Raw genomic sequence first — 24,350 nt, 5'->3', positions numbered from 1 at the left:
CCCCAGCGCCCCTATGAAACTAATCCGCTACGGTGCCCCAGGCCAGGAAAAGCCCGGCGTCATTCTCCACGATCAGAAGGTTGACGTCTCGGCTTTCGGCGAAGATTACAACGAAGCCTTTTTTGTCAACAATGGCCTCCAGCGTTTAGCCGAATTTTTGCAAAAGAAAGAAGGCCAGTTGGCACCCATTGCAGATACGGAGCGGCTCGGCCCACCTGTGGCGCGCCCTTCCAAGCTGCTGTGCATTGGCTTGAATTATATAGACCATGCCCGCGAGACCGGTGCCACTCCCCCTCCCGAGCCGGTGCTGTTTATGAAGGCCACCACCTCGTATACAGGGCCTTATGACGATATTATCATCCCCAGAAACTCCACCAAAACCGACTGGGAAGTGGAGCTGGCGGTGGTTATCGGCAAGCGAGCGTCCTACGTGGAAGAAGCCGACGCGGCCGACTACATCGCGGGGTATGCTCTGCATAATGACGTGTCGGAGCGGGAGTTTCAGTTGGAGCGCAGTGGCACCTGGGACAAGGGCAAGGGCTGCGACACCTTCGCGCCCGTGGGCCCTTTTATGGCGACGCCCGACGAACTAGGCGACGTGAATAATCTGCGGCTGTGGTTGTCGGTGAACGGGCAGATGATGCAGGACGGCACCACGGCCAATCTCATTTTTAACATCCCATTTTTGATCAGCTACGTCAGCCGGTTTATGACCCTGCTGCCCGGCGACATCATCTCTACCGGCACGCCGGCCGGTGTGGGGCTGGGGTTCAATCCGCCGGTGTACCTGAAGCCCGGCGACGTGGTAGAGCTGGGCATCGACGGCCTGGGAAGTTCGCGCCAAGTGCTGAAAGCCTATGGCCAGAATTGACGCTCACCAGCATTTCTGGCACTTTGAGCCCGCGCGCGATGCCTGGATTACCGACGAGATGGCCCAGCTTCGGCGCGATTTTTTGCCCCCCGAGTCGCATTCCCTATTCCAGCGCCACGGCTTCGACGGCTGCGTGGCAGTGCAGGCCGCGCAGTCGGAAGCGGAAACGGATTTTCTGCTAGCACTGGCGGCCGAGCATGACTTCATCAAGGGCGTGGTTGGCTGGGTAGATTTGCGGGCCAACAACATCCACGAACGCTTGGCTTACTACCGCCAGTTTGCGAAGCTTAAAGGCTTTCGGCACATACTTCAGGGCGAGGCTGATCAGGCACTAATGCTACGGCCGGAATTCCGGCGCGGCATTGCGGCTTTGGGCCAGTACGGCTTCACCTACGACTTACTCATCCTCTCCGATCAGCTACTGTATGCCGCCGAATTGGCCGGAGCTTTCCCGAAGCAAACTTTCGTGCTCGATCATATAGCCAAGCCGGGCATAAAATCTGGTGAAACTGAGCCGTGGCGGCGAGATTTGCAGATGCTGGCCGCCCACGAAAATGTGGTGTGCAAAGTCTCAGGTTTGCTGACCGAGGCCGACTGGCAGCGGTGGCAACCGATTGATTTTCGGCCTTATCTCGATGTAGTTTTTGACGCTTTCGGGCCGAAGCGCGTTTTGTTTGGCTCGGACTGGCCGGTGTGCGAAGTGGCGGGTGGCTACAGTCGCACGGTAAGCCTGCTGGATGATTATCTGGCTGCCTTCTCACCCACGGAGCAAGCCCGGTTTTGGGGCGACAACGCGGTTTCCTTTTACAACCTCTAACCCTACCTCATGGACTTGTACCTGGCTGATAAGATTATCCTGGTTACCGGCGGCGCAAAGGGCATTGGCGCGGGCATCGCGCAGGTGCTAGCCGACGAAGGTGCCATTCCCGTCATCGTGGGGCGCAACGAGGAAGACAATCGTCAGATGGTTGCGGAAATTTTGGCGGCGGGGGGCAAATCCTGGCAGGTAGCGGCCGAATTGACGGAACCCACAGACTGCGAAAAAGCCGTACAGGCCGTCGTGGCACACTTCGGACGAATTGATGGGCTGGTGAATAACGCTGGCGTAAATGATGGCGTAGGGCTGGAAAACGGCACCTACGAAGGGTTCATGCAGAGTCTGCACCGCAACTTGGTGCATTACTACCTGATGGCCCATCATGCTTTGCCGGAGCTAAAAAAGACGAAAGGCGCGATTGTGAATATCAGCTCGAAAACGGCCGAAACCGGGCAAGGCAACACCTCCGCTTACGCCGCCGCCAATGGCGGTCGCAACGCCCTTACCCGCGAATGGGCCGTGGAAATGCTCAAATACGGCATTCGCGTAAACGCCGTAGTAGTGGCGGAATGCTGGACGCCGCAGTACGAAAGTTGGATTCAGACGCTGCCCAATCCGGCGGAAAAGTTGCGCGAAATCACCAGCAAGATTCCGCTGGAAAACCGCATGACTACGGCCGAAGAAATTGCCAACACAACCGCCTTCCTGCTCTCCCGCCGTAGCAGCCACACTACGGGCCAGATTCTGCACGTCGATGGCGGCTACGTGCACCTCGACCGGGCGCTGGCCAACGCCTGATTCCACCTGACAAATACGCTGCATGCCTGGGGGCAAATTAGCTGGCGAAGGACTCCTTCCGGGTACCGAAAATTCTGCTGGCTCGATCCGCGTTTATTAGTAGCTTGCTATTCTAAGTTAGTATTTTCACTAGGATTAATCCCACTCACCAGAGGCGGCTCGTGGGGTGTGACGACTGCTCCTATGCGCTACTTGTTGCTGCTCACCTTCCTGTGGATGCTTCCCGCCGCGGCCAGAGCCGCGCCCCAGACCACCGACACCGTATTGGTGATCAATAGCTTGCCAACGAAGGGGCTGTTGCTCGACAAGGGCTGGCGCTACCACGTGGGCGATGATCCGGCCTGGGCCAAGCCTGATTTCGATGACAGCCGTTGGGATACGATCAGTCCTACTAGACCCCAGCGGGAGCTGGCCCCTCGCTTGCAGAACGGCATCAACTGGCTGCGCCTACGCTTTCGCCTCAGCGACAGCCTACGCCAGCGGGCGCTGATGGTGCAGGTTGGCCAATTGGGAGCAATGGAGATGTACTGCAATGGTCGGCTCGTGCAGCGCCAGGGCACGCTTCACCCCGTTCCCAGCCAGGCCACGCCCGGAGTCATCAACCCTAACCCGGTAGAGATGCCGATAGATGCCGGCTCGGCCGAACAGGTGATTGCCATCCGGATGGTGGTGTGGACGCCCCCGTTTCAGTTAGGTGCCGACGAAAATTCCCTGCTTCGGGTACGATTGCGGACGGTGTCGCAAATGATGGCGTGGTATGCGGAGCAGGAGGTAAACCGAACTATTTTTTATGTCGTGGGGGGCATTTTTGGGCTACTTATGCTCCTGCACTTTGCTTTCTTTCACTACAACCCCGCCCAGCTTGCCAACCGTTACTTCGCGCGCTACGCTCTGTCTCTGACTTTGGCCTCGCTAGGAGTTTATTATGGCAGCACCCTGCGTTTGTCGCTGATTCCGGCCCTGGTGTTGAGCAGCGTCACTTTCACCCTCTTTTTCCTCGGTAGTATGTGGGCGGCCCGGGCATTATATGCCTTGTTCAACTTTCGCTTAGGCTGGATCTACTTCGGCTTGTGGGGCTGCTTAATCGTGTTATTGCTGTTTCATCAATTCAACTTATTCTCCTCGGTCAGCTTTCTCACTTACTTAACGTTTGTGGTCCTGGCCACGGCGGAGCAGCTACGCCTGACGGTGCGGGCACTGCAGCAGCGGCAGCGCGGCGCCTGGATCATCGCGACGGGCTTTGCCATCGGGCTGATGTTTGCGCTATTATTTGCCAGTCTGATTGTGGCAAAGGTGGAATTCTCCATGGTCCTGGAAAACTTTTTTTTTCCGCTGATCTACCTGCCGCCGGCGCTGGGCATCTCCTTGTTTCTGGCCCGCGAGTTTGCTTTGGATAGCCAGTTGCTGCAACTCAAGCTGAACGAGGTAAAGCAACTGTCGGCGCAAACCCTGGCCCAGGAGCAAGAGAAGCAAGCGCTGCTGGCCCAGCAAAATGAGACACTGGAGCAGCAGGTACAGCAGCGCACGGCCGCTTTGCAACGCTCCCTCACGGAATTGCGCACCACGCAAGCGCAACTGGTGCAGCGAGAGAAAATGGCCAGCCTGGGAGAGTTGACCGCCGGCATTGCTCACGAGATTCAGAACCCGCTCAACTTCGTCACCAACTTTGCCGACGTGAGCACCGAGCTGTGTCACGAAGCCCAGGAAGTGGTGGCCAATTCCACTTACCCAGTTCCCCAAAAAGGGGCCTTATCTGAGTTGTTAAGCAACTTAGGCGAAAACCAGGTCAAGATTACGCAGCACGGGCAGCGAGCGGCCAGCATTGTACGGGGCATGCTGGAGCACGCCCGCGCCAGCACCGGCGAGCGTCAGCCCACCGATGTGAACGCGCTGTGCGAGGAATATCTGCACTTAGCATATCAAGGCTTGAGGGCCAAGGACAAAACCTTCAACGCTACGCTAGACACGAACTTTTCCCCCGATTTGCCCCTGATAACCGCCGTAGGTTCGGACCTGGGACGGGTGCTGCTCAACCTGCTGACCAACGCCTTTTATGCCGTGCGCCAGCGCCAGCAGCAAGGCGAAGCTGGCTACATACCTACAGTAGGCATCAGGACCTGCCATACGGGCAACCAAGTAAAAATACAGGTGCAGGATAACGGCACTGGCATACCTGAGAGCGTGAAGGAAAAGATATTTCAGCCCTTTTTTACCACCAAGCCCGCGGGCGAAGGCACCGGCCTGGGCCTTTCTCTTTCCTACGAAATTATCACCCAAGGCCACGGCGGCACGCTCACCGTCGAGAGCCGCGAGGGTTCGGGCAGTACATTTTGCATCAGCCTGCCTGTGTAGATAATGGAGCGGGGACAAGGAATATGATTAAGCTTTGGTTTGCCTTTCTGATAAGCAGGACGTTCATCCTGTCGCCAGCCCACTAGCTAGCGAAGCCGCTTAGAGATGGCAGCGAAAGCAAGGCGGCACAAATCAGTGAGCTTCCTCAAGCTAAAAAAGCCCCCCACGAACGGCAGTTCTACCCGTGGGGGGCTTTTACTCTAACTGCCGCGCCATCAACGCTGGCCAGTCGTTGGCGGGTTTGCAAATGTGCACAAAATCGATATCTACCATATCCTGCAAAGGATTTGTGTATTTTCACCCTTAGTCAATCCGCAGGCAGGGCCTAGTATCCAAAGGCTACAAACAGTGCAGATGTAAGGCTTACTTAGTCCACCTTAACACCGGAGCAGCACATGGCAACCTATTGGCGTCAGTCCCTGTTGGTCCCAGGCCTAGTGCTTTTTCTGCTCTGCTGCTCGTGCCAGGAGAAGAAAGCTGCGCCCTCGCGCCAGGCGTTGAACGAGCTGAATCTTCGGTCCGGCCAGCTCATTACCTGCGGCCCACCGAACCAGCAGTTCGGCTCCCTGACCTTTCCCATTGCCTGCCGCACCGAAACCCAAGCCGATTTTTCCCTAGGTCTAAAGCTGCTGCATTCTTTTGAGTATGAGGAAGCGGAGAAAGTCTTTGCCTCTATCATTAGCGAGCAGCCAACCTGCCCGATGGCTTATTGGGGCGTGGCCATGAGCACGTTTCATCCGCTCTGGACACCTCCCTCCGAGGCTGAACTACGGAAGGGCGCCAACGCCCTAGCCATCGCGCAAGCCCTGCCGCCTTCCTCGGCGAAGGAAGCGGCGTATATCGCCGCTTTAGCCACCTTTTACCATGATTGGGCGACGGTTGGCCACCGGCCGCGGTGCCTGCGCTTTGCCCAAGCCATGGAAAAGCTGGCCGCCCGGTACCCCGACGATCCGGAAGCTACCATTCTATATGCCCTGGCCCTGACGGCCGCTGCTGACCCGGCCGATAAAACGTTTGGCCAGCTTAAAAAGGCCGGCGCCTTGCTCACGGCGCTGGCTCCGAAATACCCCAATCATCCGGGTATTATTCATTACCTCATTCATGCCTACGATGTGCCGGCGCTAGCGCCGCTGGCCTTGCCCTCGGCGCGCAAATATGCGTCGGTAGCGCCGTCTTCAGCCCATGCCTTGCACATGCCCTCGCATATTTTTACCCGCCTGGGGCTCTGGAATGAAGCGGTAGCTTCAAATCTCGGCTCTGTGGCTGCTGCCCAGTGCTATGCCGAGCAAGCGGGCCTAAAAGGTCATTGGGACGAAGAACTGCACGGCCTGGATTACCTTATGTATGCCTATCTGCAGCAGGGCGACAATCTGCGCGCCAAGCAGCAATGGACCTATCTGCAGACCATCACCGCCGTCGAGCCTACTTCCTTTAAAGTGGCCTATGCGTATGCGGCTATTCCTGCCCGATATGTGCTGGAAAACCGGCAATGGCAGCAGGCAGCAGTGTTTGAGGTACCCGGCGCACTTGTTCCGTGGGAGCAGTTTCCCTGGCAGCGGGCCATCCTTCACTTCACCCGGTTGCTGGGTGCCGTGCATACCAATAACAAGGCAGCCGCTCAAGTAGAATGGAATGCCTTGCAACGGCTGGAAAACATCCTGACACAGCAGAAAGACGCGTACAAAGCCCAGCAAGTGCATGTTCAACTGACGATGGGCGAGGCGTGGATGCGGTGGCAGGAAGGCAAACAAGAGGAGGCGGAGGCGCTAATGAGGCGCGCCGCAGCACTGGAAGACAGCACAGAGAAACACCCCGTCACGCCCAGCGAAGTGCTGCCAGCCCGTGAGTTGCTGGGAGATATGCTTTTAGCGATGAACCGCCCAGAGGAGGCGTTAGCGGCGTACGAGGCCAATTTGCAGAAACACCCCAACCGGTTTAATGGGCTCTATAACGCCGGGCTTGCGGCCGAGCGGGCTGGCAATATGGGCAAGGCCCGCAGCTATTATCAACAATTGCTTTCCGTGGCCTCTGCAAGCGCCACCAGACCCGAGCTCACAGAAGTAAGACGGTTCTTAGACAGCCAGCCATCACCCAGCAAAAATACAAGTGCTGCACTACGTCTGGGGGGCAAAAGTAACTCGGGAATCGAGTATTGATTGCAGAAAAATAGCTGATTGAAAACAGGAGTTTCGCCTTGGGGAGACTGTATTATAAAATATCAATTGAGGAGTTTTTCAAGCAACCCGAATGGCAGCAGGCAGGATAATACATGGACATAATCGTTTTTTTTAGCTAAATACAATGGCGGAATTCATGCGTATCTGAGGGGCAAATATTGCCATTGATGCATGTAATCAAAGTTTTGAGGATAGCGCAGCTTTTAGTTTAATAACGTATCGAAGCGTTGGCGCAGAATAAAATTTGCGTTTCTAAAAAACGCGTCTTTACCTTTACAGTATCAATTCTTTCCCACTAAAAGGATTGTTTTTATACAGAGGCGTGGAGAGACAGGCTCGACGAAACGCCGGCAACCCCCAGTAACCCTGGAACGGTGCCAAGTCCTGACCATATAAAAACAAATTGCCGTGAAAAGCTCCCCCAGTACCCCCGCTGCATCTATCACCCGCTTCGCTTTACAGCATCGGTGTTGTATTATGTGTTGTTGTGCCGTCTGTATGCAGATGGCCGGTGTGGCCTGCTAAGGCGTCGGAAAGACTTCGTTTTTTCTGCTAATCCACTGCCGGGAAAGGTAGCGTTGCGCCGCAAGGCAGCCTCGCCCATCTGTAACCCTTCGGTAGCGCCTTCAGCCCACGCCCGCCTGCCCATGCCGCCCCGAACGTCCTTGCACGTCGGTTCACGGTCTTAGGCCAGTCCCACCCCAATCTTCTTCGGCTACTGTCACTTCCGCAGCAGTGCTGAGCCCTTCTGTGCACAAGTTGGGCCGCGAGGAAGAAAGCACGCGCCGCTAAAGCTTCTTTTTGGCGCGTCGGGGGCAAAAAGCAAGCTGTTAACACCCCTCGCCTTGCTTCTCCAGAATCTGTATGCCACTAGGCGTTACAGGTCGGCTGGGGGGTAAATTGGGGCTGGCCAGATGGGTTTCTTCAACCCTTATTTTCTATTACTTTCTCATGAAAACCACTACTATTCTGGCCTTGCCAGCTGTTTTGCTAGCGGGCGCTACTACAGGATTTGCGCAAACTACGGCCGCCCAACCAGCGGCTCAAACCGTGAACGGTATTATCACCGATGCTGCCGACCGAAGTCCGCTGCCGGGCGTGACGGTCATCATCAAAGGCACGACCACGGGCGCCTCCACCGACCCTGGGGGGCAATTTTCGCTACCCATCCCCGCCGATGGCGCCACGCTGGTTATCACCGCCATCGGCTACGTCCGGCAGGAAATCCGAACTACGGGCGGTGACCTGCGCGTGGCGTTGAAGTCCGACGTGCAACAGCTCTCGGAGGTGGTGATAACAGGCTACAGCGAGCAAAACCGTAAGTCTCTGACCAGCGCTATTTCCTCCGTAAAGGGTGATGCGCTCAAAGATGTACCCGCCGCCAGCCCCGACCAACTTTTGCAGGGCAAAGCTGCCGGCGTGCAGGTATCGGCCAACTCCGGCGTGCCGGGCGGGGGTATTTTTATCCGGGTGCGGGGCAGCAACTCCGTGAATGCCAGCAACGACCCGCTCTACGTGGTTGACGGCGTGTTTATTAACAACACGAACCTCATTGCCACCGGCCTCGGTAACCAAGTGTCTTCTAACCCGCTGGCCGACATCAACCCCCAGGATATCGAGAGCATCGAGATTCTGAAAGATGCCAACGCCACGGCCATTTACGGCTCGCGGGGGGCAAATGGGGTCGTGCTTATCCGCACGAAACGTGGCAAGGCCGGCGAAAAAACGCGTATCACTTTAGATACTTACCAGGCGTGGTCGGAAGCGCCCAAAAAGTACAAACTAGTAAGCGGCCCGGAGCTGGCGACCCTCGAAAATGAGCGGTTCCTGAACGACGGCGGCAGTCCGTCGCTGCTACCATATCGGCCGGTATCAGAAGGTGGCCGTGGGTTGCCAGAAGAGCAACAGACCTACGACCGGCTGTCTGACGTGTTTCGCACCGCCCGCACCCAGAGCTACGAAGTATCGGCCGCCGGCGGCTCCGACAAAACCCAATTCTATATCGGCGCGGGCTATTTCGATCAGGAATCCATCGCGCGGCCCAGCAAGTTCAACCGCTTCAGCCTGCGCGTGAACCTGGATAACTCCGTGAGTGACAAGGTGCGCATTGGCACTAGCACGGCACTTACCCGCACTCAGCGCAACGTGAGCAGCAACGACAACAACCCCGTTGGTGTCATCAACTCGGCTTTGTTTCCGCGCACCAATTTGCCAGTATATAACCCCGATGGCAGCTACGCCAAGTACGGTTCCTTCGATAATCATCAGGCGCTAATCGACAACTTGGATAACGACGCGGTTGGCACCCGCGTCATCTCGAACGTGTACGGCGAGTACCGCATTCAGCCAAACCTGACGCTACGCAGCAGTTGGAGCATCGACTTCAACGACATGTACGAAAACAACTTCAACAACACGCTTATACTGGCTGGTCAGCCCCGCGGCACCGCCTCGTCTTTCCTTTCCCGTGACATTACGCTGCTGAACGAGCAGACACTGAACTACTCGGTTAACCTTGGCGAAAACCACTTCATACAGGCGCTAGTGGGCAATACGCTCCAGCGTAACACCTTCCAGCGCACAACCCTAGCCGGCCAGCAGTTCCCTGGCAACGACCTGCCCACGATTGCCTCTTCGGCCACCCAAACTGGCTCGTCGGCTCGCTCGCAAGCTGGCTTGGTATCCTTTTTTGGCAAAGCAACCTACTCCTTTAAAGAGCGCTACACCGCCGACGTTAGCATACGCGCCGACGCCTCCTCGCGCTTCGGCGCCGACAACCGCTGGGGCTATTTCCCAGCTGTAGGGCTAGGCTGGCGCTTAGGCGAAGAAAGCTTTATCAAAGACCTGAACGTATTTGAGGAACTGAAGCTACGCGCCAGCGTGGGTCGCACCGGCAACCAAGCCGGCATCAGTGACTTTGCTTCCCTGGGCCTGGTGCAGGGCGGTGCCAACTACCTCGATTTGCCCGGCACAACACCTTTGCAGCTCGCTAATCCCAATTTGAGTTGGGAAAGTACCGAGCAATGGAATGTGGGCCTTGATGCAGCCGTGCTGCAAAACCGTGTGGTGCTAGAGCTGAATTATTACGACAAATACACTTCCGGTCTGCTGCTAAACGTACCCGTGCCGCGCAAAATCGGCTTCTCGTCGGTGGTTGAAAACTACGGGGCGGTCAGCAACAAGGGCGTAGAGCTGCAAATCACCGCCAACTGGCTGCCTAAGTCGGCGGTGCAGTGGAGTACGACCTTCAATATCGCCCGCAACGTGAATAAAGTGGAGAAGCTGGCTGCTCCGATTACAGCCGGTTCGCGCGATATTTTCCGGCTGGAAGAAGGTGAGTCTCTGTACTCGTTCTGGCTCTACAAGCAAACCCGTGTGAACCCCGAAAGCGGCGACGCTGAGTACGAAGACGTGAACGGCGACGGCGCCATCACCGTGGCCGACCGCCAACTGGTCGGCACCGCCTGGCCCGACTTCTTCGGGGGCCTTACCAACTCGGTGAATTACAAAGGCTTTGATCTGGGCTTTACGCTGAACTTCGAGCGGGGGGCAAAAATCATGAACATGAACCGCTTCTTCCTCGTGCACGGCGGTACCCAGAGCAACATCGGCTACTTGGCCAACCAACTCGACCGCTGGCAGCAGCCCGGCGACCAGACTGACATCCCGCGCCTCACCACCAACGCCGCCAGCAACAACTACGGCGGCGTGGTCCAGAACCTGAGTGACCGTTACCTCGAAGATGGCTCTTTCTTACGCCTGCGTACCCTGTCGCTGGGCTACACTGTGCCGAAAGAAGTCGTTTCCAAAACCCGTTTGAACTCGCTGCGCCTCTACGTTCAGGCCGCTAACCTGTTCACCATCACGCCTTACTCGGGCCTCGATCCGGAGGTAAACTCTCAGGGCGGCGTAGCCAACACCAAAAATTTCGACTGGGCCACCGTGCCCCAGCCCCGCACTTTCCAAGTGGGCCTAACGGTTGGACTATAAGCTTTTATTCGACATGAAACAGACCCTATATCGCCTCTTATTTGCGACGCAAGTTGCGGCCGTTAGCCTTAGCTTCTCCGCTTGCAACGACTTGCTGGAGCCCCAGCCGGTACAGCAATTACCCGCCGACCAAGCCATCACTGACGCCGGCAGCGCCCGCGCCGCCACTATTGGTGCCTACGATCGGGTGCAGGCGTATTATCAGCTCAACTGGCCCGTACTGGGCTTTTTGCCCGGCGAAAACGTGCGCTTCAACGGCACGCTCAACCAGTTTTTGCAGATTGATCAAAACCAGCTCAGCGCCGATAATGTACTGATTACCGAAGCCTGGACGCAGATGTATCAGGCCGTGAACGTTGCCAACAATCTTCTGGCGGCGGTGCCCGAGGTGAATGACCCACTGCTGCCGGCGGCGGAGAAAAATCAATTGCTCGGCGAAGCGCATTTTCTGCGGGCACTGGTTTATTTTGATTTGGCTCGGGGTTGGGGTGGCGTACCGCTAATTCTGACGCCCACGCGCACCAAGGAAAACGGCCAAGGCATAGGCCGCAGCACCGTGGCGCAGACGTACGACCAGGTGCTTGCTGACTTGGTTGAAGCCGAAACCTTACTACCTGACGGCACCACGCGCAACCGCGCCGTCAAAACCACCGCCCGCGCCCTGCGTGCCCGTTTGCACCTCTACCGCCAGCAGTATGCCGAGGCTGAAACCTATGCCACGCAGGTTATTACCAACGCCAACTACAGCTTGGTGACCCCATATCGGTCTATATCGACGGCGCCATTTTTAAGTCGGGAATCGGTGCTGGAGTTGACGTTCAGCAACTCCGATGCGAATACGATGTGGAACAACTGGTTTCCGAGCGCGCTTGGGGGGCAATTTAACTTCCAGCCCGTGCCTGCTGCTATTGCCTTGCTCAACGACCCGACCGTGGGGGGCAATCGATCGGCGCTGCTGGCTACAACTACCATTGCCGGGGCCAACGTAACCTACGGCAACCTGTACAGCCGCTCCGCCCAGCGCGACGACCCTAGCTACGTGCTGCGTTTGGCCGAGCAGTACCTCATTCGGGCCGAAGCTCGCGCCCGCCAAGGCAAATTGACGCAGTCCTTGGCTGACCTGAACGCCGTCCGTGCCCGCGCCGGCGTGCCAGCCAGCACCGCCGCTACCACTGAGCAATTGCTGTTAGCCATTGAAAATGAGCGACGCGTGGAGTTTGCCTTCGAAGCCGACCGGTGGTTTGACCTCGTGCGCACTGGCCGCGCCGGCACCGTGCTCGGCGTCAATGACCAGCGCCGGTGGCTATTCCCTTTGCCTTTCAACGACTTAGTAGCCGACCCCGCTCTGGAGCAAAACCCGGGGTATTAATCCAGTAATGCACTAGTTAAGAGAAAGGCCATCATACGCAATCAAAAAGACCGTCATGCAGCGCAACGCGAAGCATCTCGCGTGCTGACGTTGGATTACTACTCTTACTACCGCTGGCGAGCTGCTTCGCGTTGCGCTGCATGACGTTCTTTCTATATAAATTATTCATCTAGGTATGCTATTCATCCGCACCCGCATCTTCTTCCAACTTACACATCCATGATCAAAACATACTTTTCGGCGGCGCTGCTCACGCTGAGCTTAACCCTGGCGAGGCCGGCTGCGGCCCAAAGCAGCTACTTTTTCCCCGAAGCGCCAGCGGGCTCCTTCGATCCGGCCATCCCCACGCCGGAGAAGTTTCTGGGGTACCCTATCGGCTCGCACTACACCCGCACCGACCAGATTGTGGCCTACCTGCGGGAGTTGGACCGGGTATCAGACAAGGTGAGTCTGCGGGTGCTGGGCAACACGTTTGAGGAGCGGCCCCAGGTCGTGGCCACCATCACGACCGTAGCCAACCAACAGAACCTTGACCAGTTGCAGAAGCAGCGCCGCGCCCTGATTGACCCCAGCCAACCCGCGCCCGACTACAAACGTTTGCCGGTGATTATCAGCCTTAACTATGGGGTGCACGGCAACGAGAGTTCCAGCTCGGAAGCGGCACTGCTCACGGCGTATTATCTCACGGCCTCTACCAGCCCAGAAACCCAGCAGTGGCTGGAGCAGTCCGTCATTACCATCGACCCGCTGGAAAACCCCGACGGCCGCGACCGGGCCTCGCACTGGTTTGACCAGAATAAGTCGTGGCCGCCGGTGACAGATCCGCTGGACCGGGAGCACACCGAAGCCTGGCCGGGTGGCCGCACCAATCATTTCTATACCGACTTAAACCGTGATTGGCTGCCCCTGACCCAGCCCGAAAGTCGGGCCCGGATGGCGTTTTTGCACGAGTGGTACCCCAACGTGATGATTGATTTCCACGAAATGGGCACTAATAGCACCTACTACTTCGAGCCCACCAAGCCCCTGAGCACCGAAAATGATCTGATTCCGCGCGCCACTTACGAGGTACTGAACGTGCATCTGGCCAAGTATCATGCTCAGGCTCTGGATAAGCTTGGCGCGTTGTATTGGACCAAGGAGCAGTTCGATAACCTGTCGCCCATTTACGGTTCCACCTATCCCGATTTTCAGGGCGGTGTGGGCGTGACGTTTGAGGTAGGTAGCTCGCGCGGTCTGGCTCAGGAAGGAACGAATGGCGTGGTTACGTTCTCGTTTACAATCCGCAACCACGTGGCTACCGGGCTGGCTACTGTGCGCGGGGCTGTGGAGGAAAAAGACCTCTATCTGCGCCATCAGCGCGACTTTTTCGCTTCTGCGCTTACCTCTGCCAAAAAGTTTCCGACCAAAGCCTATGTCTTTGGGAGTGCTAAAGACGAAACCCTCACCAACCGTTTTCTGGACTTACTCTTGCAGCACAAAATTCAGGTGCACGAGCTGGGAAAAACGGTGACGCTTGATAAGCAGACGTTTGAGAAGGGAAAGACCTATGTAGTGCCCACCGCCCAGCCCCAGTACCGCATTGTCAATTCATTGTTTGAGGAGCTAACCACCTTTCACGACAGTGTATTCTACGACGTAACAGGCTGGAGCCAGGCCCACGCCTATGGCCTGCCGGTGAGCAAGCAGAAAAACACCTCCTTAGTGCAGGGTGCTCCCATTGCAACCGCCAAAGCACTGGCTGGCAACGTGCTGGGGGGCAAAAGCAGCTATGCTTACCTCTTGCCCTGGACCGACTACAACGCCCCGAAAGCATTGGTGGCTTTGCAGCACGCCGGCGTCACAACCAAGGTTGCCTTTAAGCCCTTCCGCGCTGGTTCCGCTTCGCAACCCACCGACTTTGGCTACGGCACTGTAGTCGTGCCAGTGGCGGGCCAGAAGCTGCCGGCCGATTCGGTATTTCAGGTGTTGAGTCGGGTAAGCAAACAGGCTCAGGTCACGTTTACGAGCGTAACGACTGGATTCAGTCTGGGTGGTATTGACCTGGGTTCCAACAACGTGCGCACGGTGCCGGAAACCAAAGCCGCGCTGCTGGTTGGCACCGGCACCACGGCCTCAGAGGTCGGCGAAGCATGGTTTGTAGCCAGCCAGCACTTGGGGCTGCCGCTGAGTAAGATAGAGGTGAGCAATGTGAGCCGCGCGCCGCTGGGTCGCTATACCAGTTTGGTGCTGGTAGGGGGCAATTATGGGGCGCTGGACAAAGCCACGGTCGAAAAAATCCGGCGCTGGGTGCAGGACGGCGGCACGCTTATCACGCTGAAAAATGCCTCTGAATGGGCCATCAAGCAAGGAATAGTAAAGGAGAAGCTGCTGATTCCTGCCAATGGTGGCTGGGCTGATACCACGGCTGCACGCACGGCCAGCACGGCACCTGCTACCAAAGGAAAGAAGGCGAAAGAAACCGCCAGCGCTTCCCCACAGACTTCGCGCCGCACCGATTTTGTGAACCAGGAGCACGAAGGCACCCGCGCCATTGCTGGCTCCATCTATCGCACCGACGTGGACCTGACCAACCCCATAGCTTTCGGCCTCACCGACCGGCGCTTGTACGTGTTCCGCAACGGCACCACCTTCCTACGTCCCAGCCGCAACCCCTACGCCACCGTGGCCCAGTATACGGCCGCGCCCTTGGTTAGCGGTTATATATCCAAGGCTAACCTGCAGCAGATAAGCAACTCGGCGGCTATTGTGGTAAGCAAAGTAGGAGCCGGTCGGGTGGTGCTCTTCGCCGACGATCCTAACTTCCGCCACTACTGGCACGGGACGGCCCGACTCTTCACCAACGCCCTGTTGCTGGGGCCGCTGCTGAATTTACCCGAAGGTCCGGCCACTATATCAGCAGAGGAAGAATAGAGCTTCCAACTGGTTTCGGACTGTTTTACAACGCTTTATCATATTCACTGGAACAGAAATGCGGTCTAATGATGGCTACTTCGTAGAGCCTGCTTTGCGGGGCTTGAACACCGTGCGAAAAGCCCGCAATGCTGCTGGATGGTAGATGGTGGCATGCGTTTCTTCCGGCATAGCCTGATACTGGTAGATAAGTTTATGACAGGCCGCACTCTTCAGGATGGTTGCGAAGCACTGAGTGGTGGGGGCCTTTTCGGTGTCGCTGCTGAAGGCAACATAGAGTGTCTTCGTCGGCCCTGCGTATGCCCGGAGTAGCTTGTCGGCCTGAGTAATCAGTGCCCCATTATTCCACCACAAACTCGGGTCAAAGGCCACGTACGTGTCGAATAGATCGGGCTCCAGCAACAGGGTTTCCACCACAAACAGGCCGGCCAGAGACTCCCCTACGATGGCCGTTTCAGCAGTGGTGCGGTAGCGCTGCTGGATGGCAGGCATCAGCTCCGAGCGAATAAATTTCCGGAAGGCCGCTGATCCACCTATCCGGGGGGCAATTTTGCGGTCTTTTGCGTTGGTGGTGGGCCCAGTCATATCCCGCCGTCGCTCGGTATTCTGGATGCCCACCACGATGAATGGCCGCATGGTGTTGTTGCCAGTGCCAACCTGCACAAGGCCGGCCACGTGCAGGAAGTCCTCCTCCATGCCACCATCGGGCATGTACAGAACGGGCAGCCTGAGGGTAGCTGAGTCCGCGTAGCCCGGTGGCAGATATACGTTAATGCGGCGAGTTTCCCCAAGGGCGGCGGAGGTGAGCGTGAAGGTTTGCCCCATAGTCAATGGCGCGGCCTGATCTTGCGCCACGGTCGTCTGGCCGCAAACAATGCTCAGCAGCAGGAGCAGGAAAATCGCCTTCACTTTGGGCCAGGATAAGAGGTGCATGCTGCTAACTTAGAAGATGAAAAACAGGGACAGGTGAATTACCAGAACAAAGTAGAGGTGTAAGTATGCGCCTCTACTTTGTTCTGGCGGCCCTAAGCTTACGCCAAAGTGCAGCAAGTAGATTGCTTCGGCGAGAAGTGCGGTACTACCAGCTGAGTTGTTCCTGAAAAATGCTCCCCCTCAAAATCAAAAACCCCGTTTCTAAAGCAGAAACGGGGTTTTTAGCAGAGAGGATGGGATTCGAACCCACGATGACCTTTTGAGCCATACACACTTTCCAGGCGTGCTCCTTCGACCACTCGGACACCTCTCTGGATGGGAAAGCGGTGGCAAAGTAACGCCCCTTTTTCCGCAAACGCAAGCTAGCAGCGGAAGTAGCCCCCAGCAGAGATTGAGTTACAGCGTAATTTCGCCGCGCAGGTTGCTGGTGAGCAAGCGGATGGTTTCTGGGGGGCTTTTTTTCTGGCCCAATACAAACATGAGTTTGGTGATGGCGGCTTCGGTGGTAATGTCGTCGCCGCCCAATACGCCGCGGGCCAGCAGCGAAGCGCTGGTTTCGTAGCGGCCCTGCTCTACGCGGCCTTCTTCGCACTGACTCACGTTTAGGACGTGAATACCGCGGGCCTGGGCGGTTTCGAGGCAGCTCAGAAACCAAGGCTGGGTTGGTGCGTTGCCCGAGCCGTAGGTTTCGAGAATACAGCCCCGCAGGCCCTCTACACCCAGAATTGCGCCCACCACCTTTTCAGTTATGCCGGGGAAAAGCTTGAGAATGGCTACGCTCTCGTCGAGGTGAGTATGCACGTGCAGGGGCGCCGTGGGCAGGGGGCGAATAATGGCATCGTTGAAGTCGAGGTGGATGCCCGCTTTTACCAGGGGGGGCAAATTTTCGCTTTTGAAGGCCGCAAAATGCTGACTCTCCACCTTTTTGGCCCGGGTGCCGCGCAGCAATAAGGTGTTGAAGAACAGGCTGACTTCGGGCACGCGGGCCGAGCCATCGGGGTGGCGGGCGGCGGCAATGTCGAGGGCGGTGATGAAGTTGCGGCGCGCATCTGTTCGGATGCGGCCTACGGGCACCTGCGCGCCGGTAAGCACCACAGGCTTCGCCAGATTTTCCAACAAATAGCTTAGTGCAGAGGCCGAATAGGCCATGGTATCGGTGCCGTGCAGCACCACGAAGCCGTCGTACTGCTCGTACAGGTCGCCGATGATGGTGGCCATGAGCGCCCAGTCGGCCACGGTCACGTTCGAGGAGTCGATGGGATGCGGCAGGCTCAGCACCGACACGCGCATACGCAGGTGGCGTAGCTCGGGCATCAGCTTACTGACTTGGCGAAAGCGCATGGGTGCCAGCTCGCCGCGCTTATTGTAGGCCATACCCACTGTGCCGCCCGTGTACAGCACCAGAATGGAAGCGCTAACCTGCCCATCGTGGGCTGCCGTCTGAATATCAACGATAGGAAACAAGGCGGAAGGGGCTATAAGTTGAACAGGGCCTGTGCGTTGCGTGTGGTCGCGGCGGCCACTTCTTCCACGTCTTTTTGCAGCAGTTCGGCTACGCGCCGGGCTATCAGGGGCAGGTAGCCGGGCTCGTTGCGCTTGCCGCGATGCGGTACTGGTGCTAAATATGGGCAATCGGTTTCGAGCAACAGATGCTCTAACGCCATATCGGGCAGGACCTTGTCGGAGCCGCCATTTTTAAAGGTTGCAACTCCGCCGATACCCAGCTTAAAGCCTAGCTTAATGGCTCGTTCTGCCTCTTCTTTGGTACCCGAAAAACAGTGAAAAACGCCCCCCAGGCTGCCATCCTGGGCCTCTTCAATGAGGTCGGCGGTTTCGGTAAAGGCCTCACGGGTGTGCAGCACGAGGGGCAGCTTAAACTTTTTGGCCAGCCCAATCTGAACGCGCAACGCTTCCTGCTGTTGGGCAAAGAAGGTTTTGTCCCAGTGCAGATCGAGGCCGCACTCCCCTACCGCCGCAAATGGGCGCTTGCCCAGCCAATCTTCCACCTGGTACAGCTCCTTCTCGAAGTGCTTACCCACCGAACACGGGTGCAGCCCCATCATGGCGAAGCATTGCCGGGGGAAGCGGGCCTCGGTTTCGAGCATACTATCGACGCTGGTGTGGTCGATATTGGGCATAACGATGGTGGTAACGCCGGCCTCGAAGGCACGGTGCAGGGTGGCGTCGCGGTCGGTTTTGAACTGCTCGGAATAAATATGAGCGTGCGAATCGGTTAGGTGCATGGGGTGGAATACGGGTGGTGCGGCAAATGTACGGCGCAGGAAGAGAGTGGCAGCACAGGCCGCGCACGCTTACGAATACGTACGACCTTTCCAGTCGAAGCGCCGGCCCAAGAGCCGAAACCCGATCAGACTCACCGTAAGCCAAACGGTATAAAGCTCGAACGCAGGCAGCAGTTCTAAAGGCGCGCGCAGCCCCACGCGCCGAAAAACGATGGCAGCTAATAGTCCCTGAGCCAGCATTTTACCCCCCAGCACAGCCAGCGCCGGTCCGGGTCCGGCAACCCATGCCAGGGTGAGCACGCCCAGGTAAAAATTACCATAAACGAGCAAGCATAGCTTCAAACCCCAAGGCAGGGCCTCGACGCCGCGCAGCCAACGCCGACGCTGGTGGAGCAAGCCCAAAGGTGTGGCAATGGGCAGGGAATGAGCCAGAACTTCGGGTCGGAATACATTACAAAAGCCAAAGCCGCGCTTCACGACAGCCTTAAACAGCTCAAAATCCTCGGTTACTGAGAAGGGCAGCGCTTCGTAGCCGCCGGTAGCTTCGTAGGCTTCGCGGGTCACGAGCATGTTGTTGCCCATCGCCGTTACGGGCTTTCCCAGATCGGTCACTACCTGCACTAAGCTCAGCGACAGCAGCCAATCCAAGCCCTGAAGCCGGTCGAAAAGTCGGGGGCCGCGCACAACGGTGAGGCCCGTAACGGTACCGATACCCGGCCGGGCATACGCCAGCATACCCGATAGCCAGGTGCGAGGCACGGCAATATCGGCATCGGTAATAAAGAAAAAGTCGGTGGTGGCGGCGCGGGCGAGGTGAGCCAACACATTGGCTTTGCCGCGGGCTGTACCCAACGTATTAGTGATAGAAATACAGCGGAAAAGCCCCCCATAGCCCTGCATTACTTCTTGGGCATGGGCGCGCGTTTTATCTGTGGAGCCATCGTCGCCGAGCAGTATTTCCACTAACTCAGCGGGGTAATCCAGCGCCCGAACAGCGCTCAGGCAGCGCCCAATGGCGGCCTCTTCGTTGCGGGCGGCAATCAGAATACTGACGCGCGGCAGTGGCTTCGCTACGGGTGCAGGCTTCGCGCCTTTTCGCAGCGCAAATAGCAGCGTTGAAACCAGCATCACCCCAAACCAAACCACGAAATACCCTGTGAGCAGCGCCAGCATTCTCTTCCTTTAAAGAGAGGCGAAGGTAAAGCCCTGCTCCGCAAAATGCGCCAGATAGCGCGGCAGCACAAAACGTAAGTTGCGACTAGCCTTCTGGCTGTCGTGAAACACGACAATATCGCCGGGACGAGTAGCAGCAATGGATTGGCGCAGGCAACGCTCAGCCGGCAGATTTTGGTCGTAGTCCTGAGTCAGCACCGACCACATGATCAGGCGATACTGCGGGCGCAAGCGGCGCAGCAGCGGCCAGGTGAGCCGCCCGTAAGGCGGACGCAATAGAGGACGCATTTCGGCTTCCAGCAGGCTCAACTCGGTCAGTATTTGTTGGCACTGGGCTACGTCCTGCAGATACGTAGCGCGCGGGTGAGCCCAGGCGCTCAGGTGATGGTGGGTGTGATTGGCGAGACGGTGTCCTTCGGCTACCGTGCGCTGAGCAATGCTGGGGTAGCGCTGCACATTGTCACCCACACAGAAAAAGGTAGCGCTGGCCTTATAATCAGCCAGTTGATCGAGTACCCAGGGCGTTTCTTCGGGAATGGGGCCGTCGTCGAAGGTTAAATATAGAATACGCTCCGCCGTCGGGTGCTGCCATTCGCAACCGGGAAATAAGGAATGTAAGAGAGCAGGCGGGCGAGTAAGCATGCTGTTTAACGCACTGATAAATAAGATGTTATTTGTTCCATTATTTGGCGTCGGCCATCATTCATATGGGCATAAGAAACACCATTTAACCCTTTATTACCTCCTGTAGGCAGGACCATAGCTGCTCGGCGCTTCGCTCCCAGGAAAAGCGCTGCACGTTTTCTAGCCCTCGTGCTATCAGACGCTGCCGCAGCTCAGGGTTCGTGTCGAGCTGCTCCAGGGCATTGGAAATGTCGGCCACATCAACAGGATTAACCAATAAAGCACCTTCCGGGCCGGCTACTTCGGGCATTGAGCTGACATTGGAGGTAATGACGGGGCAGCCGCTGGCCTGGGCTTCTACGATGGGAATGCCAAAACCCTCAAAGTAAGGAACATACGCACAGCCGCGGGCGGCGGCATACAGTTGCACCAGCTCTGCATCGCTCACGCGACCAGTGAGCCGGACGGCCTCTCGGTGGCGCATCTGCTGATACACTTCGAAGATAGGCCCCGCTTTCCAGGCCTGCCGCCCCACAATAAGCAGCTGCGTAGCGGAGCCCGTGCGAGTCTTGAACGCCTCAAAAGCCCGCAGCAGATTGACTAGGTTTTTGCGCGGCTGCAAGGCTCCCACAAACAAGATATAGGGCTGTTGCTGGCTAAACCTGGCGCGGGTAGCGGCCTGCTCCGGAGCGGCTTGGGGGGCAAAATTGCCCCCCGGCGCATTATAAATCACTCTAATGCGGTCGGCAGCGAGGCCGTAAGTCTGCATCAGATCCTGCTTGGTCGCCTCCGATACGGCAATTACCCACGCGGAGGCCCGAACGAAGCGAGGCATAAAAAAGTGGTAGTAGCGGCGCACCAACCAGCTTACGTCCTGCGGAAAATGCTCGAACGCCAAATCGTGCACCACCGTTACGCGGGGCACAGCGGTAGCCAGCGTCGTGAAACCGTCGGTGCTCAGAAATACAGCCGGCTTGTGCCGACGGAGCCACGCGGCTACGGCCCCTTCAAACCAAGCCACGAACAGCAGTGGATGGCGGGCCGGCGGCGCCAGCACATGTGGTATTACGTTGGCTGCAAACACATAGCGCGCGTCGTAGGGCCGGTCGAAAAGGAAATGAAACGTGTGCTCCGGATGCTGGCGCACCATCCGACTCAGCGTTTCAAAAGTGAAGCGACCGATTCCCTCCAACGCGTCGCCCGGCAACAGAAAACGGGTATTGACGGCTATGTGCAGGGAACTGGGGGGCATTTTTGGCTTGATAAGTAAGAGAGGATAAAGTGTAGCGTGCCCTATTTAAAAAAAATGCCTGAACGGTGTAGAGACGCGTATTCACGTCTCAATCGGCAGGTTCGTTGTTAAGTTTTTGATTGTATAGTAATAGAAGACCTTGTACCGTTCGTTCAACGATTAGACGCGAATACGCGTCTCTACGACCTAAATGTGCGAGGCTTCACGAACACAAAATTATCGGAGTCAATCTGCTCAGCTTGCAGATAGGCGTCAAGGTCGGCACAGACGATAAGCTGTCCATCGGGGCCGATGCGATGCGATTGGTAGCCCAATTCGCGGAGCAAGGCCGCTGCTTGCTGGTGGCCGGTATTATGACGCTTGGGCTCCAGATATTCCAGCACGACAGCCGGCGCGGCGCGCTCCAGCAGCTTTGTTGCGCCCTTTATAACTTTTAGCTCTGCTCCTTCCACATCAATTTTCAGGACAGCGGGCACTTTACCGGAGGAAGCAAAAAACGAATCGAGCGTAACGGCGGGCACGGTGATTTTGGTCGGCTTGAACTCCTTAAACCATTTTTCACCCTCAAACTGCTTTACATCCAGCGAGTTGAATTCGTTGTACAGAATAGGAAACTCGTAAAAGGAAATTGTTTCCTGCTGGTCAGAAACGGCGCAGTGGTTCGCCTGCACAACAGCGGAACCATCCACATTTTGAGCTAACACAGCGTGAGTTGTGGCCGATGCCTCGAAGGCAACTACCTGCCCCTTTAGGCCAACTAACCGAGCCGCCAGCAGCGAGAAATACCCGAAATGCGCGCCAACGTCCGCAAATACGTCGCCGGGCTGAAGGCGCTGTATGAGGAAGCGGGCCAGACGAATTTCCGAGTCGTGAGACTTGCCGCCGGTGAGGTAAATATCAGTGCCAGCGGGCAATACCACCGTCATGCGAGTGCCGAAGAAGGTGTCAGTTTGCTTCATTACACCCTTCTTGGTGGCCCAGTAGCGCAGCAGCCGAAAGCCAATTGCATACAAGTAGCGGCCCGGAGACCGGAGCAGCCGGAGCAGCTTAGAGGCCGTGGCCAGCTGCTCTACGCGCTCGAGTTGGTGCAGCAAATCGGTATTCATAGGAACAAATCAAATACAATAGAACAAAGAGCCAGGAGTCCGGGGCGGCTTTATGGAGTGTTGGGGGGCAATTTCGCGCCGGCCCCGGGTCGCAGAAACGATTTCAGCTCAGCCAGAGGAACCAAGCCCAGCACCACACTAAGCACGCCAAAGCCGATGGTTGCCAGCAGACTTTCCAGCAGCCAGTGCAGCTCCAACGTTTGCTGCAAACCGTACCAACCTGCGCACAGCAGCAAAAAGCCCCCCAGCAGCTTCCCAAGCAGCAGCCACGGCACAGTAACCCCTGCCCTATTCTGCACCAGCCACACGTAGCCACCCGACACCAGCACGGCGCAGCCGAGCGTATTCAGGGCGGCGGCAACAGCTCCAAAGCGAGGTAGTAGCACTAGGTTCAGACCTACATTGAGGGCCAAACTCAGGGCTACCAGCCAACTTACCGTTTTCACGTAGTGCGTACTGTTGAGCAGAGAGCTGTAGATAGCAAAGAAGCCATGCACGAGCACATTCAGGAATAATATCTTGAGACACAGCGTCATACGGGCCAGTTCGGCGGGAGTGCTGTGAGTAAACTGCCAGAACAGTACCTCACCCCGAAACAGTACGAAGGCGCAGGCCAGCAGCAGCGGCAGCGTAACAATGCGTTGCCCAAACCACAGCAAGTCGCGCTGCTCTGAGCGACTATTTAAAGCGGCGGCAAAGCGGGCGAAAAACAAGGGCATAACGGTCCAGACGTACATCATCACGGCATCAACCCAGCGGTAGGCGCCGGCATAATAGCTAGCCTCAGCCGGCGAGGCCAGCCGCTCCAGCATCACCATATCTACCCGCTCGTTGGCGCCGTATAGCAGCGTTATCAGGGCGAAGGGCAGGGTTTCGCGCAATACCATACGCGCATGGCCCCAATGCCAACGATAGCGCACCCGCCCGAACAGGCGCACCATGAGCCCATACAGTAATATCGCAGCAAAAGCAGCGGCGGAAAACCGCATCCAAACATAGCCAGTTAAGGTTAAGCCGCTGGGCAACAAGGCCAGCACCAAGCCCAGCAGGAGCACTTTCTCTAGCACCGACAATATGGCATCGGTGTTGAAGCGCTGATGCGCCTGCAGGGTGCCCCGCAAAAACTGTCCGTATTGTGTCAGCAGCAAAGCCGCGCCAATAATAGCCAGCAACGTAAGCTGCGCGCCCTGGTAGCCCACTACCCAACCCAAAATCAGCAAAGCGCCCAACGCCAGAAAGTTGAGCGAAGCGCGCAGGGGCAGAATGGTTGGAAAATAGGTGGCCAGATATGCCGGCTCGGCCGCCACCCGCTTCACCGTGTAGTGCGTCAGGCCCACATCGGAGAAGGTAGCCAGAATAATAGTGAGCGACGACAAGGCCGTGAACGTGCCAAACGCCACGTGCCCAAGCTGATTCTGCACCAGGTTTTCAACAAATACCCACCCCGGCTTTACCAGCAGGTTGAGCAATACGGCAAAGCTGATGTTTCCGAGGAAGCGTTTGATACAAGTAAAGCTGAGTGGGGGGCAAAACTAAGCAAAGGTAGCAGGGTGACTCAAGGCAAGCACCGCAATCATTATATGGAGCCAGACAATAAATAAAGCCTCTGCGTGGTTGGGAAGGCAGGACTTAAGTGCGCGTCGGCAACACTTGCAGGAAGGCGCAAGCCAACTATAAGCCGATTCGAGTAACTTTGCCCCGTTTTGGCCCCTGTGACAACCGACTGCAGCCA

At 57.1% G+C, this 24,350-nt stretch carries 16 protein-coding genes, 1 tRNA gene and 1 riboswitch; of the genes, 8 read left to right on the top strand and 9 right to left on the bottom strand.

Annotation, left to right across the window (positions count from 1 at the left end):
• The first annotated feature begins 13 nt into the window (after nt 1-13).
• The 8 genes from H8B13_RS12095 to H8B13_RS12060 all read left to right on the top strand — a co-directional run bounded on the left by H8B13_RS12095 (nt 14) and on the right by H8B13_RS12060 (nt 15,287).
• Nucleotides 14-871, top strand: coding sequence for a fumarylacetoacetate hydrolase family protein (locus tag H8B13_RS12095; RefSeq protein ID WP_187311075.1), 858 nt, complete (start codon nt 14-16; stop codon nt 869-871).
• Nucleotides 858-1,688 carry an amidohydrolase family protein gene (locus tag H8B13_RS12090; RefSeq protein ID WP_187311074.1) on the top strand — a complete coding sequence of 277 codons (831 nt, stop codon included), beginning with the start codon at nt 858-860 and terminating at the stop codon, nt 1,686-1,688. Before H8B13_RS12095 ends, H8B13_RS12090 begins: the two co-directional genes overlap by 14 nt.
• A gap of 9 nt (nt 1,689-1,697) precedes the next feature.
• Nucleotides 1,698-2,486 (top strand): SDR family oxidoreductase, encoded by a 789-nt coding sequence (locus H8B13_RS12085; protein ID WP_187311073.1) that lies wholly within the window; start codon nt 1,698-1,700, stop codon nt 2,484-2,486.
• Between the two features lie 183 nt (nt 2,487-2,669).
• Nucleotides 2,670-4,838 (top strand): sensor histidine kinase, encoded by a 2,169-nt coding sequence (locus tag H8B13_RS21230; protein WP_261990347.1) that lies wholly within the window; start codon nt 2,670-2,672, stop codon nt 4,836-4,838.
• A gap of 395 nt (nt 4,839-5,233) precedes the next feature.
• Nucleotides 5,234-6,994 carry a tetratricopeptide repeat protein gene (locus tag H8B13_RS12075; RefSeq protein ID WP_187311072.1) on the top strand — a complete coding sequence of 587 codons (1,761 nt, stop codon included), beginning with the start codon at nt 5,234-5,236 and terminating at the stop codon, nt 6,992-6,994.
• A 328-nt stretch (nt 6,995-7,322) separates the two neighbouring features.
• A riboswitch (SAM riboswitch) is annotated at nt 7,323-7,414 on the top strand.
• A 552-nt stretch (nt 7,415-7,966) separates the two neighbouring features.
• A complete protein-coding gene (locus H8B13_RS12070) occupies nt 7,967-11,005 on the top strand; it encodes a SusC/RagA family TonB-linked outer membrane protein (protein WP_187311071.1) in 3,039 nt (1,012 codons plus the stop codon).
• Between the two features lie 13 nt (nt 11,006-11,018).
• Nucleotides 11,019-12,374, top strand: coding sequence for a RagB/SusD family nutrient uptake outer membrane protein (locus H8B13_RS12065; protein ID WP_187311070.1), 1,356 nt, complete (start codon nt 11,019-11,021; stop codon nt 12,372-12,374).
• 219 nt (nt 12,375-12,593) lie between these two features.
• The gene (locus H8B13_RS12060; protein WP_187311069.1) at nt 12,594-15,287 is read left to right on the top strand and encodes a M14 family zinc carboxypeptidase; all 2,694 of its coding nucleotides are present in this window, start codon (nt 12,594-12,596) and stop codon (nt 15,285-15,287) included.
• A gap of 75 nt (nt 15,288-15,362) precedes the next feature.
• Here H8B13_RS12060 and H8B13_RS12055 read toward each other — a convergent pair whose 3' ends face one another.
• The 9 genes from H8B13_RS12055 to H8B13_RS12015 all read right to left on the bottom strand — a co-directional run bounded on the left by H8B13_RS12055 (nt 15,363) and on the right by H8B13_RS12015 (nt 24,087).
• Nucleotides 15,363-16,220, bottom strand: a complete 858-nt coding sequence (locus tag H8B13_RS12055; protein ID WP_187311068.1) for an alpha/beta hydrolase — start codon at nt 16,218-16,220, stop codon at nt 15,363-15,365.
• A 225-nt stretch (nt 16,221-16,445) separates the two neighbouring features.
• Nucleotides 16,446-16,533 (bottom strand) — tRNA-Ser (locus H8B13_RS12050).
• An 83-nt stretch (nt 16,534-16,616) separates the two neighbouring features.
• Nucleotides 16,617-17,684, bottom strand: coding sequence for a type I asparaginase (locus tag H8B13_RS12045; protein WP_261990346.1), 1,068 nt, complete (start codon nt 17,682-17,684; stop codon nt 16,617-16,619).
• A gap of 11 nt (nt 17,685-17,695) precedes the next feature.
• Nucleotides 17,696-18,463 (bottom strand): TatD family hydrolase, encoded by a 768-nt coding sequence (locus H8B13_RS12040; protein WP_187311067.1) that lies wholly within the window; start codon nt 18,461-18,463, stop codon nt 17,696-17,698.
• A gap of 69 nt (nt 18,464-18,532) precedes the next feature.
• Entirely contained in the window at nt 18,533-19,636 is a 1,104-nt protein-coding gene (locus H8B13_RS12035; protein ID WP_187311066.1) for a glycosyltransferase, read from the bottom strand.
• A 9-nt stretch (nt 19,637-19,645) separates the two neighbouring features.
• The gene (locus H8B13_RS12030; RefSeq protein WP_187311065.1) at nt 19,646-20,278 is read right to left on the bottom strand and encodes a polysaccharide deacetylase family protein; all 633 of its coding nucleotides are present in this window, start codon (nt 20,276-20,278) and stop codon (nt 19,646-19,648) included.
• An 85-nt stretch (nt 20,279-20,363) separates the two neighbouring features.
• Nucleotides 20,364-21,512: a glycosyltransferase family 4 protein gene (locus tag H8B13_RS12025; protein ID WP_187311064.1), complete on the bottom strand. Its 1,149-nt coding sequence runs from the start codon at nt 21,510-21,512 to the stop codon at nt 20,364-20,366.
• A gap of 179 nt (nt 21,513-21,691) precedes the next feature.
• Nucleotides 21,692-22,618 (bottom strand): FkbM family methyltransferase, encoded by a 927-nt coding sequence (locus tag H8B13_RS12020; protein WP_187311063.1) that lies wholly within the window; start codon nt 22,616-22,618, stop codon nt 21,692-21,694.
• Between the two features lie 50 nt (nt 22,619-22,668).
• On the bottom strand, nt 22,669-24,087 hold the full coding sequence (locus H8B13_RS12015; RefSeq protein WP_187311062.1) for an oligosaccharide flippase family protein: 1,419 nt from the start codon (nt 24,085-24,087) through the stop codon (nt 22,669-22,671).
• Nucleotides 24,088-24,350: the final 263 nt, after the last annotated feature.

The sequence above is a fragment of the Hymenobacter sp. BT188 genome, assembly GCF_014333585.1.
Classification (GTDB): domain Bacteria; phylum Bacteroidota; class Bacteroidia; order Cytophagales; family Hymenobacteraceae; genus Hymenobacter.
Note: the sequence above shows the minus strand (reverse complement) of the source record. Positions and strands in the feature narration are given on the sequence as shown.